Source organism: Nocardia sp. NBC_00416 (assembly GCF_036032445.1).
Classification (GTDB): Bacteria; Actinomycetota; Actinomycetes; order Mycobacteriales; family Mycobacteriaceae; genus Nocardia.
On the sequence record NZ_CP107932.1, the window covers coordinates 1,641,822 to 1,668,333 of the forward strand.

The window sequence follows — 26,512 nt, forward strand, 5'->3', positions numbered from 1 at the left end:
GGCGATGCCACACCCTCACCGGCCGCACCACCCGAGCCGGGCACTGCTCGTGACCGCCACCGTGCTCGCGCTCGCGCCCGCCGCGATGGGCCCCGGCGCGGCCGCACCGATCGCGGACCTGCCGGGCCCTCCCCCGGCGGCCGATATCGCGACGCCGGTCGCCCGGATCACCGGCATTGCGCAGCGGACCGGCCGTGAGCTCGAGCTCGCCGTCTACTCGGCGGCGATGGACAGGGTCGTCCCGGTGCGAATTCTGCCCGCGGCCGATCCCGCGGCCCCCGCCCCGGTGCTCTATCTGCTCAACGGAATCACCGGCGGCGGCGACGGCGGAAACTGGTTCGACCGCACCGATATCGCCGAGTTCTTCCGGGACGAACAGGTCACCGTCGTCAACCCGCTCGGCGGCGCGGGCAGCTATTTCACCGATTGGCGCGCCGATGATCCCGTACTGGGCCGCCAGCGCTGGACCACGTTCCTCACCCGGGAACTTCCACCGCTGATCGACGCCGCCTTCCACGGCACCGGGGCCGACGCACTGGCGGGGATATCCATGGGCGCCGCGTCGGTGTTCCAGCTCGCCCTCGCCGCGCCCGGTCGGTATCGGGCGCTCGGCTCCTACAGCGGCTGCGCGCGAACCAGCGATCCGCAGGGGCGCGCCATCGTCGAACTGGTGGTGCGCAGCAACGGCGGCAACCCGGACAATATGTGGGGCGCCCCGCAGGACAGCGCCTGGCGCGACAACGATCCGTTCGTGCACACCGAGGCCTTGCGCGGCACCGCGCTGTACCTGTCCGCCGGCACCGGAGCGCCCGGACCGCTCGACACCATGGACGGTCCCGGAATCCACGGCGATCCGCACACACTGGCCGACCAGCTGCTGGTGGGCGGAATCCTGGAGACCGTCGCCGCGGGCTGCGCGGTGCGGTTGCGGGATCATCTGCGCGACCTCGATATTCCGGCCACCGTGATCCTGCGCCCGGACGGTACGCATTCCTGGGGATATTGGGAACGCGATCTGCACGAATCATGGCCGATATTCGCTGCAGCCCTTGGTAAATAAGACTTTTCGATGTCGTACCGTCGCACATTTGCTGGGCAAGTTCACAATTGATCACCGCACAGGTTGTGCGGTGACGGAACGTTATCGGCAACCCGTTCCAGCCACCGGGAACCGGTCGGTAGCATCGGGCCCAATGCCGTAGCGGCACCGGATATTTTGCGACAATTTGGCATTTGAGCCGGACTTTCATCGCAACAAGAAGTTCCGGCGGCGTTCCCGGCGCAACCCTGCTTTCAGCTTTCCCCGGCGGGAAACCGCGGCTCACCCGGGACTCGGGAGGACATACAGATGTCGGACATTGCCATCGTCGGAATCGGCTGCCGCTTCGGCGGGGGAATCGACTCCCCGGAATCCTTCTGGGACTTCGTGGTCGACAAACGCGATGCTGTGGTCGAGATACCGCCGGACCGCTGGGACTACCGCCGCTACTACGATCCCGAGAAGCGCACTCCCGGACGCAGCTACACCCGGCACGGCGCGTTCCTCACCACCGACCCCTGGGAATTCGACCCGGATTTCTTCGGCATCTCACCCCGCGAGGCCACCGGGCTCGACCCGCAGCAGCGGCTGCTCCTGGAGGTGACCTGGGAGGCACTCGACGACGCCGGGGTCGCCGGTCGAGCCGCCGGCGAATCGGTCGGGGTCTACATCGGCGGATTCGTGGTCGATCAGTCCGTGGTGGGGGTGGTGGGCCCGGCGCTCGCGCATGTCGATATGCACACCGCCGCGTCGGCGTCCTACACCATGCTGTCGAACCGGATCGCGTACGCGCTCAACCTGGTCGGCCCGGCACTCACCGTCGACACCGCGTGCTCGTCGTCGCTGGTGGCCTTCCATCTCGCCTGCCAGGCGATCCAGAACGGCGACTGCGCAATGGCACTCGCCGGCGGGGTCAATGTCATGCTGCAGCCGGAAACCTTCGTGATGATGTGCAAGGGCGGATTCCTGGCCGTCGACGGGCGCTGCAAATCCTTCGACGCCGCCGGCGACGGTTACGGGCGCGGTGAAGGCGGCGGGATCGTCGTACTCAAGAAGCTCGACGACGCGCTGCGCGACGGCGACCGCGTCTACGCGGTCGTCAAGGCCACCGGGTCCAATCAGGACGGACGCACCGCGGCGATCACCGTCCCCAGCGCGGATTCACAGGAGGCGCTGGCGCGGACGGTCTGCGGACGTTCGGGACTGGCACCCGAACAGATCACCTACGTCGAGGCGCACGGCACCGGCACCCCGGTCGGCGATCCGATCGAATTGCGCGCGCTGGGCAGTGTCTACGGCGTGCCCGGGGCACGTGGGCAGACCCTGGGAGTGGGGTCGCTCAAGGCGACTCTCGGCCACACCGAGGCTGCCTCCGGAATCGCCAGTGTCATCAAATCAGCCCTCGCGCTGCACAATCGAACGATCCCCCCGCAGGGCTGGCTGAACGAGCCCAATCCGGACATCCCGTTCGCCGACCTCAATCTGCACGTCCAGCTCGAGGCCCGGCCGTTGCCCGCGGACGCCGGCCCGATGACGATCGCGGTGAACGGTTTCGGGTACGGCGGTACCAACGCGCACACCATTCTGCAGGAGTACCAGCCGAGCGCCGGCCCACCGGTCCCGCGCGACCGAGAGCATCTCGGCATCTTGCCGATCTCCGCGCGCAGCGCCACCGCGGTGCGCGCCATGGCCGGCCGCTTCGCCGATCTACTCGCCGCGGGCGCCGACCCCGGCCACCTCGCCGAAGCGGCCTGGACGCGCCTCGCCCACCATGGGTTCCGCACCGGTGCACCCGTGCGCGACCGCGCGGAAATGATCGACGAACTGCGGCAGTATGCCGGCGGTGCGGGTCGCGACGCGGTACGTACGGTCTCCCAGCGGACCGATGAGCCGGTCTTCGTCTTCTCCGGAATGGGTCCGCAGTGGTGGGGTATGGCTCGCGACCTGCTCGGCGCCGACGGCGCGTTCGCCGCGACCGCCCGGACGGTCGACACCGCGTTCCGGCAGGTGGCCGGATGGTCGATCATCGAGGAACTGCTCCGCCCGGAGGAAGAGTCACGGGTCACCGCGACCGAGGTCGCCCAGCCCGCGAACTTCCTGGTCCAGGTGGGCCTGGTCGCCGAACTCGCCGAACACGGGATCACTCCCGCGCGGATCGTGGGTCACAGCGTCGGTGAGGTCTCGGCCGCGTATGCGACCGGGATGTTGACGCTCGAGGAAGCGGTCACGGTCGCCTACCACCGGTCACGTCTGCAAGCCACCACGGCCGGAACCGGTGGGATGCTGGCCGTGGGCGCCGCAGCGGACAAGGTGCGCGAATACTTCGGCGACGAGGACTCGGTGGATATCGCCGCGGTGAACAGCCCCGGTTCGCTCACCCTCGCCGGCGACATCGATCGGCTCGACGAGATCGCCGAAAAACTCACCGAGGAGGGTGCGTTCGCTCGCGCGCTGCGGGTGGAGGTGCCGTACCACAGCCGGTACATGGACCCCATCCTCGACGAGCTGCGGACGGCGCTCGCCGACCTAGCGCCGAAAGCGCCGCGAATTCCGCTGGTGTCCACAGTGACCGCGGCAGCCGTGGTCGAGGCCGACGACGGGTGGGACGCCGAGTACTGGTGCGCCAACGTCCGGCAGCCGGTTCGGTTCTCCGACGCGATCACCGGACTCGTGGCCGCCGGGCACCGGGTCTTCCTCGAGGTGGGCCCGCATCCGGTGCTGGCCGGCAATATCCGCGAAATCCTGCTGGCAACCGGGGAGAACGGCGCCACGGTCGGCACCCTGAACCGCAAACAGGGCGACGAGGACAGTATCCGTCGTACCGTCGCCGGCCTGTACGCCGCAGGTGTACTCGATACCGGCGCCGCTTTTCCCGAGAACCGACGCGCCACCGAACATCTGCCGCTGCCCCGCTACCCGTGGCAGAACACCCGATTGCACAACCCGCTGCCGCTGTTCGAGCAATTGCGACTCGGCAGCCCCGACACCTACACGATGCTCGGCGATCCGGATATGGAGGGCCGCCCGGGCTGGATGTTGCAGGTCGGCACCGAACTGCTGCCGTGGCTGCCCGATCACGTGGTCGGTGGGATGCGGATCATGCCGGGAGCGGCGTACCTGGATGCCGCGCTCAGTGCGGCGGCCACCCGGTCCGGCGACAAACGGATCGCGCTCGAGGACGTCCGGTTCGTGGCGCCGCTGGTCATGTCCCAGCCGGATGTGCCGTTCCTGGAGCTCGGCATCGAGGACGCCAGCGGCCGCTTCCTGATTCGTTCCCGCAGCGCCACCGGATCGGTGTGGACGGTGCATTCCACCGGGCGGGTGCTCACCGGAGCCTACGAGCCGGTCCTGGAAACGGTGCCCGAGCCGGAGTCGGCGATAGATTTCGAGCCGGACCTGTTCTACGCCGCACTCGCGTCCCGCGGATTGCAGTACGGTCCGGCGTTCCGCCGGGTCACCGCGGTCCGCGCCGGTCGCGACGCCGTGGTGGCCACCGTCGACGGCAGTATCGCCGCCGATTCCGGGCATCTCGCGCATCCGGCCGTGGTCGACGCCGCCATGCAGACCGTGGCGCTGCTGTTCGCGCAGGACAGCCTGGGCGAGGGCGCCATGGTGCCGGTCGGCGTCTCGGCCGTCCGGATGTACCGGCCGCTGCCCGCGGAGATAACAGTGGTCGCCCGGCGCGACAGCGATGCCGCCCCCCTCGCGGATGTGCGGTTGCTGGCCGCCGACGGCACGCTGTGCCTGCACCTGGTGGGGGTCCGGCTGGGTGCGCTGACTCCCGGCGGCAGCCCGCTGCAGCGGATGACGGACTTCTACTACGCCGATACCGTGGAGCGGGCCGAACCGATCGATCCGGAAATCCTCGGCGATACCGGCGCGGCCACCACGATCGTCCTCGCGCTCGGGGAGAGCGACCGCGCCCGTCGACTCGCCGACTCCCTTCCCCGCGCCCGGTATCGCCTCACCTCCGGTGACGATCCCGAACTCGAAGCCGAACTCACGGCGCTGCTGCGGGGCGGAGCCGATGATCCGGACACCACGCGGGTCCACCTCGTTGTGGTGGCCGGCCGGATCGACGACGATCTGGCGGATCTGTGGACGCTCAAACGCGTCGCTGTCGCCGCGCACCAGTTCATCGCACCCGGTGCGAGCGAAACCCCGATGGTCGGCGTCGGGGACGGGACCTGTCACCTCACCCTGGTCACCGAACAAGCCTTCAGCCTGCCCGCCGCCGGGGCCCCGGATTCACGTCAGGCCGCGCTCGCCGGCGCCCGCCGGGTCCTGCTCAACGAGCAGCCCGCGCTGCGCTGGCGGCTCGTCGACACCGAACCCGCCACCACGACCGGCGAGCTGATCACCGAACTCTCCGTCCCCGGCGCGTTCCAGTACGACAACTCCGACGAGGTGCTGCTGCGCGACGGCGGCCGCTGGCTGCCGCGGATCACCCGGCCGCTGCAGGAGCGGATCGACATCCTCGAAACCGCCGAACCCCTCACCGACCCCGAAGCCGATTTCGCGCTGGAGATACCGAAATCGAAGCTGCTGTCCGCGCTGGCCTGGCGGCGCACGGTGCGCCGCGCCCCCGGACCGGGAGAAGTCGAGGTCGGGATGCGCATCATCGGCCTCAACTACAAGGATCCGCTCAAGGTCATGGGCATCCTCGGCGAACGTGAACTCGCTGAGACCTTCTTCGGCACCAGCCCTGGGATGGAAGGTATCGGCAGTGTCACACGGGTCGGCGCAGGGGTCACCGATATCGCGGTCGGCGATCTGGTGGCGCTGGCCGCCAAAGGCATGATGCGGCGCTATCACGTGGTGGATCGCGGTGCGGTCATTGCACTGCCCGCCGATACCGACCCCGCGGTGTGCACCAGCACCACCGCGTTCGGCACCGCCGAGTACTCCCTGCTCGACCTTGCGCGCCTGGAGCCCGGGGAGACCGTCCTCATCCACGGCGCCGCCGGCGGAGTGGGTTCGGCGGCGATCCAGGTCGCCAAGGCGCGGGGCGCGCGCATCATCGGCACCGCCGGCACCGCGGAGCGGCGCGCGCATATTCTCGAACTCGGCGCCGACCACGCGCTCAATTCACGGTCGCTCAATTTCGCCGACGATATCCTCGGTCTCACCGACGGCGCCGGAGTGGATGTGATCCTGAGTTCGGCGCCCGGTGAGGCCCTGCGCCAGAACTTCAAGGCGGTCCGCGAATTCGGCCGGATCATCGAGGTCGGCAAGGCCGATATCTACACCGGCGGTCTGCTGGAGCTGGCCAATTTCGACAAGAACCTCTCGTACTTCTCCATGGACCTGGACCGCATGTGCCGGGTGCGGCCGCGGCAACTGGCCGACCTGCTGCGGCGGGTGGTGGAGAAATTCCGGTCGGGTGAATACCGGCCGCTGCCCTATGAGCTGTACGGCACGCACGAGGTGGCCAAGGCGTTCGACGACACCATCCGCTCCACCAAGATCGGCCGGGTCGCGCTGTCGATGACCGATGAGGCGCCACCGGTCCGTCCGATGCTGCCCGAGCTCGAAATCGACCCGGCGGGTACCTATCTGATCACCGGCGGATTCGGCGGATTCGGTATGGCCACCGGCACCTGGCTGATCGCCAAAGGCGCGCGGCGGCTGGTACTGCTCGGCCGGAGCGGCGCGGCGACACCGGCCGCGCGACAGCAATTGGCGGCCTGGCGGGCCGCCGATGTCACCGTGATCGAGGAACGCACCGATATCGCCGACCCTGCCACCGTCACCTCGGTGGTCGCCCGGGCACACGATCCACGCCATCCACTGCGCGGGGTCTTCCATGCCGCCGGCGCGGTCGCCGACAACCGAGTCGAGCATATGGACGCCGAACAACTGGGTCGGGTCTACCGATCCAAGGTGCACGGTGCACGGGTTCTGCACGACGCGGTCCTCGCAGCCGGAGCCGCACCGGACATGTTCGTGCTGTACTCCTCGGGCGGCGCCATGTTCGGTATCTTCGGCCAGTACAACTACACCGCCGCGAACCTGGCCGTGGAGGCCCTGGCCGAGGAATGGTCGCGGGCCGGAGAACGGGTGCTGTGCGTGGGCTGGGGTCATATGTCGGGTGCGACCGGCGGGATGGCCGCCGACGACAAGGTCGCCAGATATCTGGAGCTGGCCGGTTTCGGCGCCATCGATATGGCCGACGGCACCGTCTACCTGGAGCAGACGCTGCGGCTGGGGGTCACCCGGGCGGCCGTCATTCCCATCGACTGGTCGAAACTCACCGCGGCGTTCCCGCAGATGAGTCGTACCGGGCGGCTCACGGCACTCGTCGCCGCCTCGGTCGAGGACAATTCGATGCTGGCCAAGCTGAAGGCCGAGCTGGCGGCACTCGAGGAGAGCAAACGCGGGCAGGCCATGGCGCGGATGCTCGCCGACCAGCTGGCCGTGGTGATGGGCGTCCAGCCCGACACCATCGATCTGACCGTACCGGTCACCGAACTGGGCTTGGATTCGCTCATGGCCGTCGAATTCGGTTCCCGGGTGAGCAAACAGCTCGGGATCGAACTGATGTCACTGCAGATGGGCCGGTCCTTCAGCTTGGAACAAGCCGGACCGAAGGTGGCCGAGCTGATCCTGGCCACCGACCCCGCCGCCGGGTTCGCGGCCTCCCTGCCGGCCGCCACGGGCGTAGCCGAGGCCGGGAAGATACCGGAGGCCGGTGCCGGCGCACCGAACCCGAATGGGACCGGCGCCCCGGGAAATGGGCACGTGGCGAACGGAGGCGGTACGGCAGCCCCGGATAGCGGCGCGACCGCTGGGAACGGGAGGGCGCATCCGGACACCGGCACGGCGCAGGCCGCTCCCGCCGAGGTGCTGATCGCTGAAGAGGCGCATTCGTGACACAGGGAGCCACCACCGCCCGGGCCGTCGGCGGCCCGGGCGCCTGGCCTGCTTTCGCCGGCTGCCTGCTGTCGGTGTTCATGCAGATGATCGACGTGACGATCGTCAACACCGCGTTGCCCGCGATCACCACCGATCTGAACGCCACCTCCGCGCAGCAACTGCTCATCGTGTCCGGGTATTCGCTGGCTTTCGCGTGCACCCTGCTGCCCGCGGCGCGGGTGGGCGCGATGACCGGACGGCGCCGCATGTTCCTGATCGCGGTTCTCGCGTTCACCGCCGCCTCGGTGTGGTGCGGAACGGCGGGTACCGCGGACGAACTCGTCATCGCGCGGGTGGCCCAGGGGATCGCGGGCGCGGGTATGGCGGCCCAGACCATCGCCATCCTCACCGCGCTGTTCCCGCGCGACCTGCACACCCGGGTGTTCGCGCTGTACGGCGCCACCTCCGGTTTCGCGGGCCTGCTCGGCCCGATCCTGGGCGGCGCCCTGGTGACCACCGATCCGGCCGGATTCGGCTGGCACAGCATCTTCCTGATGAATCTGCCGCTCGGGATCGTGACCTTCGCGCTGGGATGGCGGTTCCTGCGGCTGGATACGCCGCGGCAGCGGTCGCCGCTGGATCCCACCGGCGTGATCCTGTCCGCCGCTACCCTGTTCGGCCTGCTCTACGCGCTCTCGGAGATCCATCTGCGCGGCTGGCGACCGGTACCGTGCCTGATCATCGCGGTCGCGCTCGTCCTCGGAGCGGTGACCCTGCTCCACGAACGGCGGGTGGCTCGCCGCGACGCCGGGCCGCTGGTGCGACTGGATCTGTTCGGTGACCGCGGCTTCGCCGTCGGATCGATCGTGGTCACCGGGTTCTTCGGACTGTTCACCGCGTTCGTGTTCGCCATCTCCCTCACCTTGCAGGATGTGCTGGACTTCTCCCCCTTGCGCACCGGGATCGCGATGACCCCGTTCGCGCTCGGCGCCGGGGCGGGCGCGCTGCTGTCACCCCCGCTGGTTCAGCGCTGGGGTATCCGGGCGCTCGCCGGCGGGCTGGTGCTGTTCGCGGCGTGCGTGGCCCTCGGCGTCGCCTATGTGAACATCACCGGCGGCAGGGTGAACATGATGCTCTGTGCCGCACCGGTTCTGCTGTGCGGGTTCGGGGCGGGGGTGTTCGCGGTGCCGCTCCAGCCCATCATGCTGTCCGGTCTCGACGACGGCCAGATGGCCGAGGCTTCCGGGCTGCTGCCCACCCTCGAGCAGATCGGCAACGGTGTCGGTCTCGCGCTGCTGTCCGCGGTGTTCTTCCGCGCCCACACGTTGGGCGGCAGCACCGTCATGCTGTCGGCGATCGCGGTGGCGGCCGTTGCGCTCGCCGCCGTCACGTTGGCCCTACCCGAACCGGCAGTGATGCCGGACCGCTCCGGCCCGGCGCCCGCGCCGGTGGTGAACTGAGGAACGAGAGATGGTCGATTTCGGTCTCATCGACGAATGGAATCCCGCACCGGGCCGGGTCGTGAGCTGGGTGGCGACACCCGAATCGCTGGCCGGTGCGGCGGCGGCGCCGATCCATCCCGCGCCGCCGTCACATCAGCAGGAACACTATCTGCGCCAGGCCTACCGCAACGCCGGCGCCGGCTGCCGCGGCTCCGGACTGTGCCTGGTCACGGCGGAGGTTCCCGCGGTGCTCGATCAGGACGCGATGACCCGGGCGGTCAACGAGTTCCTCGAGCGGCACGACACGTTCCGCAGCTGGTTCTCCTCGGAATCCGACGGCACCATCCGGCGCCACCTGCTCGAACCGGAACAGATCGAATTCGCTCCGGTCGACCACGGCCATATCGACAACGCCGAGTCGATCCGCGATCTCGTACAGAAACAGACACCCCCGCCGCCGCAGTGGGACTGCTTCACCTTCTGGACGATCGCGCACGCCGAATCCACGACCGTGTGCCTGGCCGTGGACCATTTGCACACCGACGGTGTGGGACAACATATCTCGTGCTTCGACCTGGCCTGCTCGTACGCGAAGCACGCCTGGGGGCAGATCCCGCCCATACCGCTGCCGGCGAGCTATACGCAGTACTGTGCCCGGGAGCGGGCTGCCTCGGCCCAGCTCACCCTCGCCTCGCCGGAGGTCGGTACCTGGCTGCGGCTGCTCCGCGGCAACGACGGTGAGCTCCCCTCTTTCCCACTGGATCTGGGGCTGCGCGGCGGCGACTCGGATCGCAGCGCCCACCGCACGGTGCCCCTGTTCGGCGAGGACGAGGCCGCCCGGTTCGAGAAGGTGTGCCGCGACAACGGCGGTGAGTTCGCGGGCGGGGTCTTCGCCGGGGCGGCGCTCGCCGAACGCGAACTCACCGACAGCGACTACTACTTCGGCATCACCCCGCTCAACACCCGGACGACCTTCGAAGAGATGGCCTCCGTCGGCTGGTATGTCGCCCTGGTCCCGGTGGCGTTCCCGATCGGCGGACGGGCTTCGTTCGAAAGGACAGTGGCGCGGGCCCAGCGCGCCTACGAGAACGGGATGCGCCTCACAACGACCACCATCCACCGGGTGCTCGAACTGGTGCCGCCCGACAGCGGGATCTCGGTCGGGCCGAACTGGTCCAATCCGATGATCTCCTATGTCGACGCCCGCGATTTCGCGGGCAGCGAGTATTTCGATATCGCCCGCGGCGGCCTGTACGGGAACCGGGCGGCCAGCGAAGAGGCCCTCATTTGGATCAACCGGCTGCCCACCGAGACGACGATCAGCGTGATCTATCCGGATAACGCTGTCGCGCACGAATCAGTGGACCGCTACCTCGCCGCGCTCGGCCGCATCCTTCGCGCCGCGGCGAGCGAACGCGAGTAGGTCACCCGGTCAATCCACGGCCAACGCCTCCACGATCGGCATCCGCGCGGCCCGCAGCGCGGGCGGCACCGACCCCAGCAGCGCGAGCACCAGGGCCACCGAACCGTAAACGACCAGCAGCGGACTCGGCTCGTACACCACATCGATGGTCAGCGCGTGCCCGATGGCGATCGCGGACAGATACTGCACCGCCGCCCCGACCAGCAGGCCCAGGGTGGCGCCGATCACCCCGATCCCGGCCGCCTCGGCGAGCACCGATCGGAGCAGGAAACGCCGGCTGGTTCCCATCGCGCGCAACACCCCGATCTCCCGGCGGCGGTCCAGAACCGAGAGCATCAGCGTGTTCAGCAGCGCGATGGTGGCGACCAGCACCACAATCCAGAGAATGTTGGTGGCCAGCGCGGTCCCCTGCCGCAAGCTGCCCGAAGTGGCCGCGACGGCTTCGTCCCCCGAATCGATGTAGAGATCCGGGGGAACTACCCGGCGCAACGCGGCCCGCACGGTTTCCGGATCGGCGCCGGGGGCGAGATCCACCGCGAGGGTGGTCTCCCCCGGGCGTTCGTACCACGTGCGCATCTGTTCGAGATCCATCATGACCACGCCGGCGATCGCGGAAAAGTACGGGATCACCTGTAATACGGGTACATCGTGGCGGCCGGTGGGGGTCGGCAGGGTCACGGTGTCCCCTTCGGACACACCCAGCGACCGTGCGACATCGCGCGATACCACCACACCCTGCCCAGTGACGAGCCGGCGACCCACCTCCGGGGTGATCTCCGAGCTGAGCCGGGTGTTGTCGGCGTCGGCCGGGAACCCTTGCAGCAGCACCCGCCCCGCGCCGATACTGGCGAACGCCAGCTGCGCCGGGTTCACCGCCGCCACACCGGGTAACGCCTCGAGCTCTTCCTCCAGGCCGTCGGGCAGCAGCGGGCCCGTCGGGAACTGGGCCATGGATCCCGGAGTCACCCAGAAATCGGTGGTGGCCAGATTCTCGAAACTCGCACCCGCAGAATCGACCACATTCCGGGTGGCGCTACCGGTGGACACGACCGCCGATACCCCGATGAGGACGGTCATCGCCGTCGCCCACACCCGGCGCGGCGCACGTTCCAGAGTGGTCGCGCCGAGCGCGCCGGGTCCGCCGAACAAGCGGGCGATCGCACCCGCTCCGCGCACGATGGGTCCGGTCGCGGCGAAGCACAGGACGATCGCCGCCCCGAAGGACAGCGAGATCGATGTCAGCGACCACAGCCCGAAATCGTTCTCGGCCGAGTAGATCGCGGACCCGACCATGGCCAGGCCCAGCACCACCGCCGCCCAGCGCAGCGCCGGTCGCACTGTGTCGGTAGCGGCCGCGCCCACCGGAACCAGTGCCTCGATCGGTTCCACCCGGTACACCGCGCGAGCCGCGAAGGCCGAGGCCAGCACGCTCGCCAGCACACACAACCCGATCGCGACCGGGACGGCGTATCCAGGCACCTGGTATTCGGTGCGTGCCTCGACCGACTGCACGATCGCGGCGGGCAGCTGCCCGATGGCGACGCGACCCATCAGGATCCCGGCCCCCGCGCCGACGATACCGCCGACCACACCGACCAGTACCGCCTCGGCCAGCAGATCGCGCACCATCGGAGCGCGCCGCCCGCCGATCGCCCGCAACAGCGACAGCGTGGGGCGGCGCTGGGCGATCGCCATGGCCATGGCGTTGTAGATCAGGAATGCCGAGACCACGAGGGCCGCCGCCGCGGCCATCAAGGTGGAATAGCGGATGATCAGCACCGCGCCGCCGGCCTGCGCGGCCCGTAATCCGGGATCGGCGACCACGGCCCGGCCGGCGACGATATCGGTCAGCGTGGTGCGCAACCGGCCGGTATCGGCGCCCGGCTCGGCGATGATCTGCACCGAATCCAGCTGCCCGACCCGTCCGGTGAGATTCTGGGCGGTGGCCAGGGTAGTGGCCACCAGATAGCCGCCGTTGAGCTGTCCGGCGCCGTCGGCGTCCAGGACACCGGCCACTGTGGCGGTGCCGTTTCCGAGTGGGAAGGTTTCTCCTTCCCGGTAGCCCATGGCCGCTCCGGTCAGCACACCGTTGGGCACGGTGAGCAGTTTCGGCGCCTGATCGCCGAACGATCCGGTGAGTGAACTGCCGAGTTCGGCGATCCGGGCGTCCGCCCCCACCAGCAGGGCACGGTCGGCGTCCGCGCCGGTCTGCGCGCGCAGCATCGGCACGGCCGTGCGCACGCCGGGGGTCGCCGCGATCGGGCCGAGCAGGTCCTGTCCGAAGCCCGCGTCGGTGATCCCGCTGACCTCGAGCACGGCGTCACCGCCGAGACCGGCGACCAGTTTGTCCACCGAACCGGTCACCGAACCGGAGATACTGAACACCGCGACCAGCAGTGCCGCGGAAACAGCCATCACCGTCAGTGCAAGCAGGCTCCGCCCGCGATGCACCAGCAGGTCGCCGATATTGAACAGGCGGAAACGATCCCAGACCGCCGCCATCAGCACATACCCCGGCCGCGCCGACGGCCCGTCCCGTTTCGCCGCACGTACACCCGCACACCCCCGTCCCGGCCAGCACCGGGTCAGCGTTTCCGATTCCGGCTCATCCTCGTCCATACGCGGTGATCTGGCTATGCCCGCGGCGAATCCCTGTGCCGATTCATATTTCGGCGGCGCATCGGTCCGGAGGACGCCCGATCATTCCAGTTCCGGACGGGTGAACAGTTCGAGATGACCGCAGGCGACACACCGGTGGGCGTCGACCACCCGGCGGGGTCGCCCGAATCGTTTGGCGCCACCGAAGATTCCGCGCTCGAGCGGTCCTTCGATCCAGCGTAGATACCCGGCGGAACCCTCACCGCGATCCTCCAGGAAGCCGGGCTCGAGGTCGGTGCCCGCACAGTGGGTGCACCGTGATTCCTTCATGCTCCCATGATCGCCGATACGTGGCGGCCGCGCTCGGCACGCTCTCCCGGGACAACGGCGGTGCCCGGGCGAGACCCGCACCCGGCGATCACGCACCGATGGCCCGCGCCAGGTGCGGCCACGAGTCGTGCAGGTCGTATTCGAACTGACCCCAGGTGTGCGCACCGGCGGGCCGGTCGATGTGCACGGCCCCGATCCCGAGTTGCCCGAGCCGACCGGCGAAGGCCGCGGTACAGGCACTGGCGACGGCCTCCACGGGCGGGAACCCCCAGCCCCGGTCGATAGCGCCGGGGACGCCCGACGCCGCGGACAGATAGACGGTTTTCCCGGCCAGCCTCGGCGCGTGCCGGAACGCGTCGTGGATCTGCCAGCCCGCGGCCCCCGGCACGCCCCACATATTGCCGGGGTTGCCTCCGCCGCGCAGCACCTGCGCGCTCACCATCGCGACGCCCGCGGCGTCCGCCGACCACGGGCAGCCGCTGTAGGACGCGACCGCTTGATAACGGCCGGGCGCCTGGATGGCCAGGTCCACCGCCGAACCGCCGCTCATGGACACCCCGGCGACCGCGTTGCGGCCGGTCGTGCCGAACCGCGCGTCCACCACCGAGGGCAGTTCCTCGGTGAGATAGGTCTGCCACCGGGAGCGGCCCACCGCGGGGTCGTCGGTGAGCCAGTCCGTGTACATCGAGTAGGCGCCGCCGATCGGCATCACCACGTTCACGTTCTTGTCCGCGAAGAAATGCCGGACATCGGTATCGTCCCACCACGAGATACCGTCGGCTCCGCCGCCGATACCGGTCAGCAGGTACACGGTGGGCGCCGGACCGCCGTCCGCGGCCGGGATGACCCGATTTCGCACCACCTGGTTCATCGCGGGGGAATACACATCGATCTGGACCGCCCGTTCCCCCAGCGGCTTCTCCGCGTCGACCCGGGGACCCGGGTCGGCCGCGGCGGGACAGATCACGACAAGTGACATCGCGGCGGCCAGCACCGCGAACAGATATTTGTACCGCACATCCCCGGGATACCCATTCGCACCGCGACACAACGGCCGGCGGCGCCGACACGCCGCACCGATCCGGCGTGGGCGAAACCTCTCATTCCGTTGCGCGCGAGCACTACTCGGCGCGGCGTGAGATCGTCACGAGCCGCCCCGGCGTGCTCCGTAGGGGGTGGCGGCGGACCGCGGCGTCTCCGCGCACCCGGACCGCCCCGGACCGTTGTCGGCGGGTCTGCGCACGCGCGCGAAGCGTCACCCGGTAGAAATGACACAGGGCAGTCGTTGTGCTCGCGGACGGTCTCCACCGATCACCGCGGCAACGGTGGAACCCGCCGAAATGTTGGAACTGTCGAACGAAAGAGCTGGTTGATGGCGTCCTCCACAGCGCGCGCACAGATCGGGGTCACCGGCTTGGCGGTGATGGGCAGCAATATCGCCCGCAACTTCGCCAAGCACGGGTACACCGTGGCACTGCACAATCGCAGCGTCGCCAAAACCGATGCGCTGCTCGCCGCGCACGGCGACGACGGTGATTTCGTCCGCACCGAAACCGTCGCGGAGTTCGTCGCCGCCCTGGAGAAGCCGCGCCGTGTTCTCATCATGGTGAAGGCCGGTGACGCCACCGACGCGGTGATCGAGGAACTGGCCGACGCCATGGAGACCGGCGATATCATCATCGACGGTGGTAACGCCCTCTACACCGACACCATTCGCCGCGAGGCAGCGCTGCGCGCCCGCGGGCTGAACTTCGTCGGCGCCGGGATCTCCGGCGGCGAGGAGGGGGCGCTCAACGGCCCGTCCATCATGCCGGGCGGTCCCGCGGAATCCTACGAATCGCTGGGCCCCCTGCTGGAGTCCATCGCCGCCCAGGTGGACGGCACCCCGTGCTGCACCCATATCGGCCCCGACGGGTCCGGGCATTTCGTGAAGATGGTGCACAACGGTATCGAGTACGCCGATATGCAGCTGATCGGCGAGGCCTACCACCTCTTCCGGGCCGCGCTGGACCTGGACCCGAAGCAGATCGCCGATATCTTCACCCAGTGGAATTCCGGTGACCTGGAGAGCTACCTGGTGGAGATCACCGCCGAAGTACTCCAGCAGGTCGACGCCAGGACGGGTAAGCCTCTGGTCGATGTGATCGTGGACGCCGCCGAGCAGAAGGGCACCGGCCGCTGGACAGTGAAATCCGCGCTCGATCTCGGGGTCCCAGTGACCGGTATCGCCGAGGCCGTCTTCGCGCGGGCGCTGTCGGGTTCGCGCGGCCAGCGGGCGGCCGCCCAGGGTCTGGCTTCCGGCGAACTGGCTGCCAAGCCCACCGATATCGCGCAGTTCACCGAGGACATCCGGCAGGCCCTCTACGCGTCCAAGGTCGTCGCCTACGCCCAGGGGTTCGATCAGATCGCCGCGGGCAGCGCCGAATACGGCTGGGATCTGCACCCCGGTGATCTCGCCACCATCTGGCGCGGCGGCTGCATCATCCGCGCCCGCTTCCTGAACCGGATCAAGGAAGCCTACGAGAACGATCCGGCGCTGCCGAGCCTTATCCTGGCCCCCTACTTCCGCAACGCGATCGAAACGGCGATCGACAGCTGGCGCCGAGTGGTCGCGACCGCGACGCTGCTGGGGATCCCGGTCCCGGCTTTCGCCTCCTCGCTGTCCTACTACGACGCGTTGCGCGCCGAGCGCCTCCCGGCCGCACTCACCCAGGCGCAGCGCGATTTCTTCGGCGCGCACACCTACGAGCGGGTGGACGCCGAGGGCAAGTACCACACCCTGTGGAGCGAGGACCGCAGCGAGGTCCGGACCAGCTGAGCGCCGGTCGCCGGGTGGTCCCCCGCCCGGCGACCCCGCCCCCTTGACTCCGGGTCATATGACCAGTTGCAATGGGGTTGTGAGCTACGACACGATCATCAAGAGTGGCCGCTGGTTCGACGGCACCGGGGCGCGTTCCGCTGTGCGCCATCTCGGAATACGCGGCGACCGGGTCGTCACCGTCTCCGCGGAGCCCCTCGACGAAACCGGCTGCCCGGACGTGGTGGACGCCGCAGGAAAATGGGTGCTGCCGGGGATGATCGATATCCACACCCATTACGACATCGAGGTGCTGAAATCCCCCGCGCTCGCGGAGTCGGTCCGGCACGGCATCACCACCGTCCTCCTCGGTTCGTGCTCGCTGTCCACCGTGCACATCGACCCCACCGGCGCGGGCGATATCTTCGGCCGCGTCGAGGCCATTCCGCGCGGTCATGTCATCGACACCCTCGCCGATACGAAGACCTGGAGCTCGGCGAGCGAGTACGTGACCGCGCTCGAACAGTTGCCGCTGGGACCGAATATCGCCGCCATGCTGGGTCATTCGGATATCCGGACAGCTCGGCTCGGACTGGATCGGGCCACCCGAAAGAAAGTGCGGCCCAGCCGCGCGGAGATGGCCGATATGGAAGCGGCGCTGCACGAAGCACTCGACGCCGGATTCCTCGGGCTGTCGGCGCAGCAGCTGCTGTTCGACAAGGTCGACGGTGAGACCTGCCGGTCCCGCACCCTGCCCTCCACCTACGCCCGGGCAAAGGAGCGGCGCCGTCTCAACGCGATCCTGCGCCGGCGCGGGCGGGTTCTGCAGGGCGGACCGGACATCACCTCGCCGCGCAGCCTCGGGGCGATGATCTTCAGCAGCCTGGGCATCGGGCGCAAGAGATTGAAGACCACTCTCCTGTCCGCCGCCGACATCAAGGCCAACCCCTTCGCGGTCGTCCTCATCGGCACATTGGCGCGCCTGGTGAACGCGCTCGGCGGTAATTTCCGCTGGCAGCATCTCCCGGTGCCGTTCGAGGTCTACGCCGACGGCATCGACCTGGTGATCTTCGAGGAGTTCGGCTCCGGTGCGGCGGCTCTGCACCTGGCCGACCGGGTGGAACGCGACACGCTACTCGCCGACGAGAACTATCGCCGCCGGTTCCGCAAGGACTACGACGCGAAGTTCGGGCTGCGGGTCTGGCACCGCGACTTCTTCGACGCCGAGATCGTGAGCTGCCCGGACCAAGGGGTCGTCGGCCAGACCTTCGGGCAGGTCGGCCGCGACCGCGGTGGGCTGCACCCGGTGGACGCGTTCCTCGATCTGGTGCTCGAACACGGCACCGAATTGCGCTGGCGCACCACCATTTCCAACCATCGGCCCGAGATCCTGGACCGCTTCGCCGCGCACCCCGGTATCCAGCTCGGATTCTCCGACGCGGGCGCGCATCTACGGAACATGGCCTTCTACAACTTCGGGCTCCGGTTCCTGCGCCGGATGTATCGCGCCGAACAGGCGGGTGAACCGGTCATCTCGCTCGAACGCGCGGTACACCGGCTCACCGGCGAGCTCGCCGACTGGTACGACATCGACGCGGGCCGCCTCCGTGAGGGCGACCGCGCCGATCTGGTCGTCGTCGATCCCGCCGGGCTCGACGATTCGCTCGACGCCTACGCCGAGAGCCCGGTGGCTCAGTACGGCGGCCTGGAACGCATGGTGAACCGCAACGACGCCGCGGTGTCGGCGGTGTACATCGGCGGGCACTACGTGTTCGGTGACGGCACCGCCGACTCGACCCTCGGCGCCACTCGCACCGGACGCTTCCTCCGGGCCGGACAGCGCTGACTCGCGACACCCACCGCGCTCGGCGCACGGCGTGCGGACAGCCGGCGGATGGGGTCAGTGCCGGTCGGCGGGCACCGCGAAGGATTCGAGACCATAGCTGCGGCAGACGGCCACGAGCTTCTCGTATTGGAAGCGGTTGTACGCCAGGGGTTGCATCAGCAGCATGTCGGGCAGAACACGCCATGCCAGCTGCAATAATCGGACGTAGAGCGCGAATTCCACATCGTGGCGCGGCACGAGTTCGAATCCGGTGAGCTGCTGCACGGCGGGATGCAGCGCTTTGGAAGAACAGACCTGGATCACATGTCCGGCCACCGGACGAACCAGCAGCCACATGGGTGTCAGCGCCCGGCGGGCCAGCGACGGCAACCCGAGAGTGGGTAGCGGCAGCTTCGTCAGATCGGCGAACTTCTGTACGAGAAAAGGGTTCTCGGCCAGTTCCTGCGTCGCCATCTGGTCGTAATACGCACGAGCCTCGGCGAGATCGGCGGGGAGTTTCCCGCCGGCACTGGGGAGTTCGAGATCCGCGAAGGCCGCACGCAACTGTTGATAGGCCGCCTCCTCTTCCTCCGGACGCAGGTCTGTGCCCGTGCAGTAGGTGAACGTATTGAGCACGACGAAGATGCCGCTCACCGCAATCCATTTCCAGCTGAACGGATTCAGGGCGCTGTACTTGACCTCGCCGAATGCCGCGGTACCGGATCCGCGCACCTCGCGGTGCCGCAGCTTGAGCCATTCGGCTTCGGCCCGCCGGTCGTCGGAATCGCCCCAGAGCGCGATCATCGCCGAGACGCCGCTGCGTACGCCGCGATCAGCGAAGTTCCGGTCGAACCGGCCGGTCCGGTCGACGGCGGCGGCGACCGGAACCAGCGCCACCTGGTCGAAGGCGGCCCCGGCGAAGACGCCGGCCAGGACGCTGCCGGAATGTTTGCGGAATTCGCGTAGTACCTCGGGCCGGACTCGGGGGTCGGTCGACTCTTCGGCGGTGCGCTCCGTTGCGTGGGTCGCCATCTCGTCACCTCGGGCGGGAAGAAGAAACAGAAATGATAGATACAGAGCCTTCATTCTATCATTCGGCCACCGTTCCATCCACGGTTCAGCGCGCCCGCCCGGTCCCCGCGCCGCCCCCGCCCCGGTATCGAGCCGGTAGGCTGACCCGAATGGAAACGACCGCTGCGCAGTGGACCGAACTGCAGCAGTTGGACACCAGATCGCGCAGGATCGTCGATGCCGCGCGCGAATGTTTCGCCGCCCAAGGTTTCGAGGAGACGACCATGGTGCGGATCGCCGAGACAGCGGGAGTGGGCGTCGCGACGGTCTACCGCCGCTTCGGCACGAAATCCACGCTGGTCCGATACGCGCTGATGGCGGAATCGCAGCGGCTGGCGATGATCGTGGCCGACGCGATGCACCGCTCGGCGGGACCGGTCGGCGCACTGGCGGATATGTTCGCCGCGTTCGTCGGCGAGGCCACCGCGCCCAAACTGCTCACCCGAAGCCTGCGCGTATCGGGCGGCGCCGGACAGCTCGCCGACTTCCTCACCGACGATGACGTGATCCAGCAGGGACGCGGCCTGGTCGCCCAGTTCCTGACCTATTGGCAGGACCGCGGTGAACTCGGCGGCTTCGACCCGGAGGTGGTGGCCGAACTGTTCGTCCGGCTCACCGTCTCCTTCATCTCCAACCCGCGCGGCGTGCTGCCGCTCGGCGACACCGAGGCGGCCCGGGCCTTCGCCCGACGCTATCTCGCACCGCTCATGTATCCCCATCCCGGCGGCGGCTGACCCTCGTCCCACGGCTCCGGCCGCTGATGCCTACCGCTGAGAATCCCGCGGGCCGCGGTCGTCAGGCGGGGGTCACCGACACCGGGACACCGTTGAACACCGCGTTACCGGACGGGACATCCAGGATCGAATCATCGGTCAGCACATTGACGTTGACACCCGGGTTCTCCCGCGCCACCTGCTGGGAGCTGGTCGTATGACCCCATCCGTGCGGCAGGCTCACCACCCCCGGCATGATCGAATCGGTCGCCTCCACCGGAACAGTCAGCGAACCGACCGCCGACTTCACCAGCGCCCGCTCCCCCAGGCCGAGGCGGGCGATATCGTCGGGATGGATCTGCAGCGTGCAGCGATTGGTTCCACCGACCAGCCGGGGGGCATTGTGCATCCAGCTGTTGTTGGAGCGCAGATGGCGTCGGCCGATCAGGACGAGATCCGCTGGTACGGCCGCCGACCCGGCGCGCAGCCGGCCGATATCGGCCAGCAGCAGCTCCGGCGCGAGGTCGACCTTGCCGGACGCGGTGCGCAGGACTTCGGCCAGCCGGGGCCGCAGCGCGCCGAGGTCGATTCCGTGCGGGTTGTCCAGCAGTGTGCGCAGACTCAGGTCGCCGCCGTTCCACTCGCCGTAGGGGCCCAGTCGCACCATCAGATCCAGGCGCTGCTCGGTGCTCGTGCTCCCGGTCAGTTCGGGACGCCGCTGCGCCAGACCGGCCTGCCGCAATGTGGTGTCGATGACGAGTTCGTCGAAGGCCGCCAGCGGATCGTAGTCCGGCGCCGGATTGTGCGGCAGCCCGCCGACCGCCGCGGCCAGCCGGACATAGACCGCCGCCTCCGACGGCCGGTCCCCCAGCGGCACGAGCGGCGGCGAGTAACGCGCATAGTTGCGGACGGCGAAATTCAGCAGCGCGAAATCGTAATGCGGTGACTGGACCGGACGCGGCGGCGGCAGGATCACATCCGCGTGCCGGGTGGTCTCGTTGAGGTAGCAGTCCAGACTGACCATGAAGTCCAGACCGGCGAATGCCGCGTCCAGCCGGGCACCGCTGGGTGCGGACAGCACCGGGTTGCCCGCCGCGGTGATCAGCGCGCGGACCTGCCCCTCGCCCGGGGTGGTGATCTCGTCGATCAGGGTCGCCACCGGCAATTCGCCCATTGCCTCGGGAAGTTCGCGCACCCGGCTGCGCCAGCGCCCCGGCCGGAACGGCTTGGTCCGCACGATCCCGCGGGCGGCCGCGGTCGCGAACATGGCGCCGCCCGGCGTATCGAGATTGCCGGTGAGCACATTGATCGCGTCCACCAGCCACTGGGTGAGCGTGCCGAATTCGGCGGTGCAGGTACCGATCCGGGCGTACACCACCGCGGTCGGGGCCGCCGCGAGCTCACGGGCCAGACGCCGCACGGTGTCGGCGGGAACACCGGTGTGGGTGGCCACGGTATCCGGATCGAATTCAGCGGCCGCGCCCCGCAGCTCGCCGAGTCCCGTGACCTCGACTTCGATATCGGCGAGATCCTCGGCGAACAACGTGTGCACGATGCCGAACAGCAGGTAGGCATCGGTGCCCGGCCGCACGAACACATGCTCATCGGCGCGGGCGGCGGTGCGAGTCCGGCGCGGATCCACCACGACGAGGCGGCCGCCACGTGCGCGCAGTGCCTGCAATCGGCCGGGGAAATCGGGCGCGGTGCACAGCGAACCGTTCGATTCGAGCGGGTTGGCTCCCAGCATCAGGATGTACTCGGTGCGGTCCAGATCGGGGACCGGGACAGCGAGCGGGTCACCGAACAGCAGCCCGCACGCCAGCTGTTTGGGCATCTGATCGGCGGTGCTCGCGGAGAACACGTTCTTGGTGCCGAGCGCCCGGATCACCGCCGGTGCGTACAGGGTTCCGGCGACGGTGTGCGCGTTCGGGTTGCCCAGGTACAGCGCGACCGCCTGCTTGCCGTGTTCGGCCTGTACCGCCGGAATGCGCGCGGCGATCAGATCGAAGGCCTCCGCCCAGCCCGCGGTTCGCCACGCGCCGGTGGCGCGGTCGCGGATCATGGGTTCGGTGATCCGGTCGGGGTCGCCGTCGAGCTGCCCGAAACTGGCGCCTTTCGGGCACAGGAATCCACCGCTGAACGGATCCTTCTTGTCCCCGCGCACACCGGTGACCCGGTCCTGCGCGTCGACCGTCAGTTCCAGCCCGCAGACCGCTTCGCACAGCGGACAGGTGCGGAGCAGGTTCCGGACGCCGGAGGCGGGTACAGCGGGAGTCGGTGCGGCCATGACACCATCATCACTCTCCGGCGCACCCCATGAGAAGTGTTCGAGAAGATCCCCCGGCCGCCGTGCCGCCCGGTGCGGAACAGGCTGTCGGCATCACACGCACACCGGAGCTGGGTCTCCCACTCCCGTGCATCTCGAAACGAAGCGGTTCAGAGGCGGACGACGACACCGGACGCGGCGGATTCCCGCGCCGCCTCGAGCACCCGCAGTGTCGGCACCGCGTCCGCGGGATCGACGGGCGGGGGCGCACCGTCCAGGATCGCGGCGGCCGTGGCGGCGTAGAAGGCGAGATATTCGCCCGGCAGGGTGGCACAGGGCGCCGACTCGGATCCGGCGCCGAGTACGCCGTAGTCCGCGGCGGGCACGACCCCCCACGGCTGTCCGTCGCCCGGGCGGCGCCCGGCCCGTAACGCGGCCTCCTGAGGGTCCAGACCGTGGACTTCGTACCCGGCCCGGTCGCCGAGCACCCGGAACCGCGGTCCGAGCAGTGGCGCCACCGCATTCGCCCAGAGGTGGGAGCGCACGCCGCCGGCATGCGTGACGGCGAGGAACATATCGTCGTCGGTGCGCAGGCCGGGCCGGCGGATATCCAGTTCGCAGTAGACCGTGGCCGGGGGACCGAACAGCGTGAGCGCTTGGTCGACCAGATGACTGCCGAGGTCGTAGAGGATCCCGGCGGCGTCGGCCGGGCCGCCCGTCTCGCGCCAGCCGCCCTTGGGTACCGGACGCCAGCGTTCGAAGCGCGATTCGAACCGACGCACCCGGCCCAGCGCACCGTCGGCGACGAGCCGGCCGACCGTCCGGAAATCACCGTCCCAGCGCCGGTTCTGGAAAACGGTCAGCAGCTGCCCCGTTTCCTCTGCGAAGCGGAGCAGGTCTTCGGCTTCGGCGGAGGTCACCGCGAACGGTTTGTCCACCACCACGGCGACCCCGGCGGCCAATGCCCGCCGCGCGAGCGCCGCGTGCGTCCGATTGGGCGTCGCCACCACGACCACGTCGATATCGGACAGATCGGCGAACAGGGTGTCGGCGTCGGGCAGCACGCGCACCCCCGGATGCTCACGCCGTGCCTGCGCCGCGCGTTCGGCCGAACCGGTGACCACCGCGGCCACCCGCAACCGCGGTTCGGCGGCGACGAGCGGCGCGTGGAAAACCGAACCGGCCAGCCCGTACCCGATGATCGCGACTCCGAGGCTGCTCATACCGCCGACGTTACCCGGCGGCCGGACTCACCCCGCAGAGGTCAGGAACGACAACCGCACCGCACGGTCCGGATTGTCGACATTGAGATCGACCAGCGCGATGGACTGCCAGGTACCCAGCGCGGGTGTGCCGTCGAGCACCGGAACGATCGCGTACGGGGCGATGAACGCGGGCATCACATGGGAGCGCCCGTGCCCGCGGGAGCCGTGCGCGTGCCGCCACCGATCATCGGCCGGCAGCAGGTCGCGCAATGCGGCCAGCAGGTCCGCATCGCTGTGGGCGCCCAGTTCGAGAATCGCGACGCCGGCGGTCGCGTGCGGGACGAAGATGTGCAAGAGCCCGTCACCGCCCGCGTCCTGCGCGAACGCCGTGCATTCGGGGGTGATGTCGCGGACCACCTCGGTCCCGCCGGTGTGCACGGCGATGACTGTGCTGCGCATGCCCGGGGAGCCTACGCGGATCCGGCCCGATCGGTCCGCGATGACGCGGCGTGATCCCGGTAGCGATCGGCCAGCGCGGACAGAACGCTCGAACAGCCCGCGTCCAGGCGCCGGGTGGCGAGCTCGTCGCCGCGGGTCGGTCCGCGGTTCACGATCAGGACCGTGCCGCCGTTGCGGGCGACCCGGCGCACGAAACGCCGGCCCGACAGGACCGTCAGACTGGATCCCGCCACGAGGATCACCTCGGCGGCATCCACCAGTTCGTAGGCGGCCGCGACTCGTTCGGGCGGCACGCTTTCACCGAAGTAGACGATATCGGGCTTCCACATCCCGCCGCACCGGAGGCAGTCCACCATCTGGAAACCACTGGTGTCCTCGACCACGGCATCGGCGTCGGGCGCCACCTCGAGCCCGGTCACCGAGGTCGCCGCGAAACCCGGATTCGCCTGCTCCATCCGGTCGGCGAGAGCCATTCGGGATATCCGCGCCCCGCAGTCCAGACAACGCACCTGGGCGTAGCTGCCGTGCAGGTCGATCACCCGCCGGCTGCCCGCTTTGGTGTGCAGGAGGTCGACGTTCTGGGTGATCACACCGGCGACCACACCGCGGCGCTCCAGTTCGGCCAGGGCGCGATGGCCCGCGTTCGGGCGGGCGGCGTCCATGTATCGCCAGCCCACGTGGTTCCTCGCCCAATACCGCTGGCGGAAAAGGGGATCGCCCACGAACTGCTGGTAGGTCATCGGATTGCGCGGCGGCGAGCCGGGGCCGCGATAGTCGGGGATCCCGCTGTCGGTGGAGATCCCGGCGCCGGTCAGTACCACCACCGGCCGGCCGCCGATCAGTTCGACGAGTTCGTCGAGGTGATCGGGCCGGCATTCGGTGTGGTCATCGCTGCGCAGTGCCGTGACGGGCATGGCACGAGGGTACGTGCCGGGGCGGCGGACACCGTCCGCCGCCACCCCGGGCCGTGCACGCCACCCGGATCAGGTCTGGAGACCGGCGAGCTTGCCCGCTTCCGCGTCGAGGCCGAGCATCGCCAACAGGTTCTGGCAGTCGGCGGCATCGGTGGAGTGGCCGGCGACGATCCGGGCGGCGACCGCGCTGCGGCGAGCGGCCTCGGCGCGTTCGGCACTGCGGATCTCGGCGAATTCGGCCAGTTCGGACTCGGGAAGTTCGTGATCGACGGGCGTGTGGCGGCTGGATGTGCCAGGCATGGGTCTCCTTCGAGTTGATCGAAGCCTACGCCCACGACAGATGACGCACAGCGCAACCGGTAACACGGCTCCGCGTACCAGCGGAGGCACGGCATCCGCACGATCTCGACGGTTCGCGCGCCGCGCCGCGCGGACCGCTCCCGCATCCGGGGTGCCGGCACGATAGCGCCGACCCGGCATGCGTTGGGCGCCACGGCCGTACCGGACGCGCCGATGCCGATCGATTGCCAGAATGGATAGCAGCCCACCCGGTACTATGGCGGCCGTCACGTGTGGCCCGTCGGATCGATACCGCGCCGCACTCATGTCACAGGTGCGCCGATGTCCTTTTTGCGGCTCTTGTTTTTTATGACATGACTCCTTTAAATTCACCTCCTGCACGTTCACCATTCTGGAATGCTCGTGTTCCGCTGTTGCGGGGGCGGTATTCCACCCCAGCGAGGAGGTCCACCGGTGGAGATCGACCACTTCAGCCATGGCTGGCTCACCCCCGTGGTCGCGTATGTCATGTCGTTCACCGGATCGTTGCTCGGCCTACGGTGCATGAGCCGCGTCCGGAGCGGATCGCCGTTCGACGGCTGGCTCATCGCGGCCTCGGTCGCCATCGGCGGCACCGGCATCTGGGTCATGCATTTCATCGCCATGCTCGGCTTCCGGATCAACGGCGCGGCAATCAAATACGACGTACCGGTGACCCTCGTCAGCGCGGTCATCGCCATGATCGTGGTGTGGCTCGGACTGTGCCTGGCCCAGCAGCGCAGACTCGGTGGGCAGAGCCTGCTCGTCGGCGGAGTGGTCACCGGAATCGGCGTGGGCGCCATGCACTACGCCGGCATGTACGCCATGAAGACCGATGTCGAGCTCGGTTACGACTGGGCGACCGTCGCACTCTCCCTGGTGATCGCGGTGATCGCCGCGACCGCGGCACTCTGGTTCACCCTCAATGTGCGCGGCACCCTGGCCACCGTCGGCGCCGCCCTGGCGATGGGTGTGGCCGTCGCCGGAATGCACTACACCGGGATGTACGCGATGCATGTGGGCGAACACCACCAGATGGCGCCGTCGGGCGCCGGAGCGGCCCAGCTGCTGACCCCGCTGATCGTCGGCGTCAGCCTGATGACGGTGGGCATGTTGTTCCACCTGGGGCTCACCGAAGTGGGCGGAGGCGGCGGCGCGCTGTCCCGGCGGCCCGCGACCGACAACTACTGGCCCACCCGCGACTGAACGGCCGTCCGCGGCGCGGGTCATGTCACGTGACATGACCCGCGCCGGATC

Annotated in this window: 17 protein-coding genes; 8 read left to right on the forward strand and 9 right to left on the reverse strand. The window is 69.0% G+C overall.

The window, feature by feature from the left end; all coding sequences use genetic code 11:
• Positions 1-4: 4 nt before the first annotated feature.
• The 4 genes from OG804_RS07320 to OG804_RS07335 all read left to right on the forward strand — a co-directional run bounded on the left by OG804_RS07320 (position 5) and on the right by OG804_RS07335 (position 10,759).
• A complete protein-coding gene (locus tag OG804_RS07320; RefSeq protein ID WP_328395198.1) occupies positions 5-1,060 on the forward strand; it encodes an alpha/beta hydrolase in 1,056 nt (351 codons plus the stop codon).
• A gap of 288 nt (positions 1,061-1,348) precedes the next feature.
• Positions 1,349-7,912, forward strand: a complete 6,564-nt coding sequence (locus OG804_RS07325) for a type I polyketide synthase (protein ID WP_328395200.1) — start codon at positions 1,349-1,351, stop codon at positions 7,910-7,912.
• Positions 7,909-9,354 (forward strand): MFS transporter, encoded by a 1,446-nt coding sequence (locus tag OG804_RS07330; RefSeq protein WP_328395202.1) that lies wholly within the window; start codon positions 7,909-7,911, stop codon positions 9,352-9,354. Before OG804_RS07325 ends, OG804_RS07330 begins: the two co-directional genes overlap by 4 nt.
• Before the next feature lie 10 nt (positions 9,355-9,364).
• Positions 9,365-10,759: a condensation domain-containing protein gene (locus tag OG804_RS07335; protein ID WP_328395204.1), complete on the forward strand. Its 1,395-nt coding sequence runs from the start codon at positions 9,365-9,367 to the stop codon at positions 10,757-10,759.
• A 9-nt stretch (positions 10,760-10,768) separates the two neighbouring features.
• Here OG804_RS07335 and OG804_RS07340 read toward each other — a convergent pair whose 3' ends face one another.
• The 3 genes from OG804_RS07340 to OG804_RS07350 form a co-directional block, all read right to left on the reverse strand.
• Positions 10,769-13,378 carry an ABC transporter permease gene (locus OG804_RS07340; RefSeq protein WP_328395206.1) on the reverse strand — a complete coding sequence of 870 codons (2,610 nt, stop codon included), beginning with the start codon at positions 13,376-13,378 and terminating at the stop codon, positions 10,769-10,771.
• Between the two features lie 81 nt (positions 13,379-13,459).
• Positions 13,460-13,687 carry a hypothetical protein gene (locus tag OG804_RS07345; RefSeq protein ID WP_328395208.1) on the reverse strand — a complete coding sequence of 76 codons (228 nt, stop codon included), beginning with the start codon at positions 13,685-13,687 and terminating at the stop codon, positions 13,460-13,462.
• A gap of 88 nt (positions 13,688-13,775) precedes the next feature.
• Positions 13,776-14,666, reverse strand: a complete 891-nt coding sequence (locus OG804_RS07350; protein ID WP_442941860.1) for an alpha/beta hydrolase — start codon at positions 14,664-14,666, stop codon at positions 13,776-13,778.
• Between the two features lie 393 nt (positions 14,667-15,059).
• On the opposite strand from OG804_RS07350, the gene gndA reads away from it, so the two are divergent.
• Together gndA and OG804_RS07360 are read left to right on the forward strand one after the other, a co-directional pair.
• Positions 15,060-16,505: an NADP-dependent phosphogluconate dehydrogenase gene (gene gndA / locus OG804_RS07355; protein WP_328395212.1), complete on the forward strand. Its 1,446-nt coding sequence runs from the start codon at positions 15,060-15,062 to the stop codon at positions 16,503-16,505.
• Positions 16,506-16,584: 79 nt separating this feature from the next.
• Positions 16,585-18,330 (forward strand): N-acyl-D-amino-acid deacylase family protein, encoded by a 1,746-nt coding sequence (locus OG804_RS07360; RefSeq protein ID WP_328395214.1) that lies wholly within the window; start codon positions 16,585-16,587, stop codon positions 18,328-18,330.
• Between the two features lie 54 nt (positions 18,331-18,384).
• Here the strand turns inward: OG804_RS07360 and OG804_RS07365 are convergent, their stop codons facing one another.
• Positions 18,385-19,341 carry an oxygenase MpaB family protein gene (locus OG804_RS07365; protein ID WP_328395216.1) on the reverse strand — a complete coding sequence of 319 codons (957 nt, stop codon included), beginning with the start codon at positions 19,339-19,341 and terminating at the stop codon, positions 18,385-18,387.
• Between the two features lie 149 nt (positions 19,342-19,490).
• Between OG804_RS07365 and OG804_RS07370 the strand changes: the two genes are divergently transcribed.
• On the forward strand, positions 19,491-20,114 hold the full coding sequence (locus OG804_RS07370) for a TetR/AcrR family transcriptional regulator (RefSeq protein ID WP_328395218.1): 624 nt from the start codon (positions 19,491-19,493) through the stop codon (positions 20,112-20,114).
• A gap of 61 nt (positions 20,115-20,175) precedes the next feature.
• Here the strand turns inward: OG804_RS07370 and OG804_RS07375 are convergent, their stop codons facing one another.
• The 5 genes from OG804_RS07375 to OG804_RS07395 all read right to left on the reverse strand — a co-directional run bounded on the left by OG804_RS07375 (position 20,176) and on the right by OG804_RS07395 (position 25,237).
• Complete coding sequence (locus tag OG804_RS07375; protein WP_328395220.1) at positions 20,176-22,380, reverse strand: molybdopterin oxidoreductase family protein; 2,205 nt, start codon at positions 22,378-22,380, stop codon at positions 20,176-20,178.
• A gap of 149 nt (positions 22,381-22,529) precedes the next feature.
• Positions 22,530-23,582 carry a Gfo/Idh/MocA family oxidoreductase gene (locus tag OG804_RS07380; RefSeq protein WP_328395222.1) on the reverse strand — a complete coding sequence of 351 codons (1,053 nt, stop codon included), beginning with the start codon at positions 23,580-23,582 and terminating at the stop codon, positions 22,530-22,532.
• A gap of 27 nt (positions 23,583-23,609) precedes the next feature.
• On the reverse strand, positions 23,610-24,023 hold the full coding sequence (locus tag OG804_RS07385) for a YjbQ family protein (RefSeq protein WP_328395224.1): 414 nt from the start codon (positions 24,021-24,023) through the stop codon (positions 23,610-23,612).
• A gap of 11 nt (positions 24,024-24,034) precedes the next feature.
• Positions 24,035-24,937, reverse strand: a complete 903-nt coding sequence (locus tag OG804_RS07390) for a Sir2 family NAD-dependent protein deacetylase (RefSeq protein ID WP_328395226.1) — start codon at positions 24,935-24,937, stop codon at positions 24,035-24,037.
• A gap of 69 nt (positions 24,938-25,006) precedes the next feature.
• Positions 25,007-25,237, reverse strand: a complete 231-nt coding sequence (locus tag OG804_RS07395; protein ID WP_328395228.1) for a hypothetical protein — start codon at positions 25,235-25,237, stop codon at positions 25,007-25,009.
• Positions 25,238-25,690: 453 nt separating this feature from the next.
• Here OG804_RS07395 and OG804_RS07400 point away from each other — a divergent pair, with 453 nt between their 5' ends.
• Positions 25,691-26,461, forward strand: a complete 771-nt coding sequence (locus OG804_RS07400; protein ID WP_328395229.1) for an MHYT domain-containing protein — start codon at positions 25,691-25,693, stop codon at positions 26,459-26,461.
• Positions 26,462-26,512: the final 51 nt, after the last annotated feature.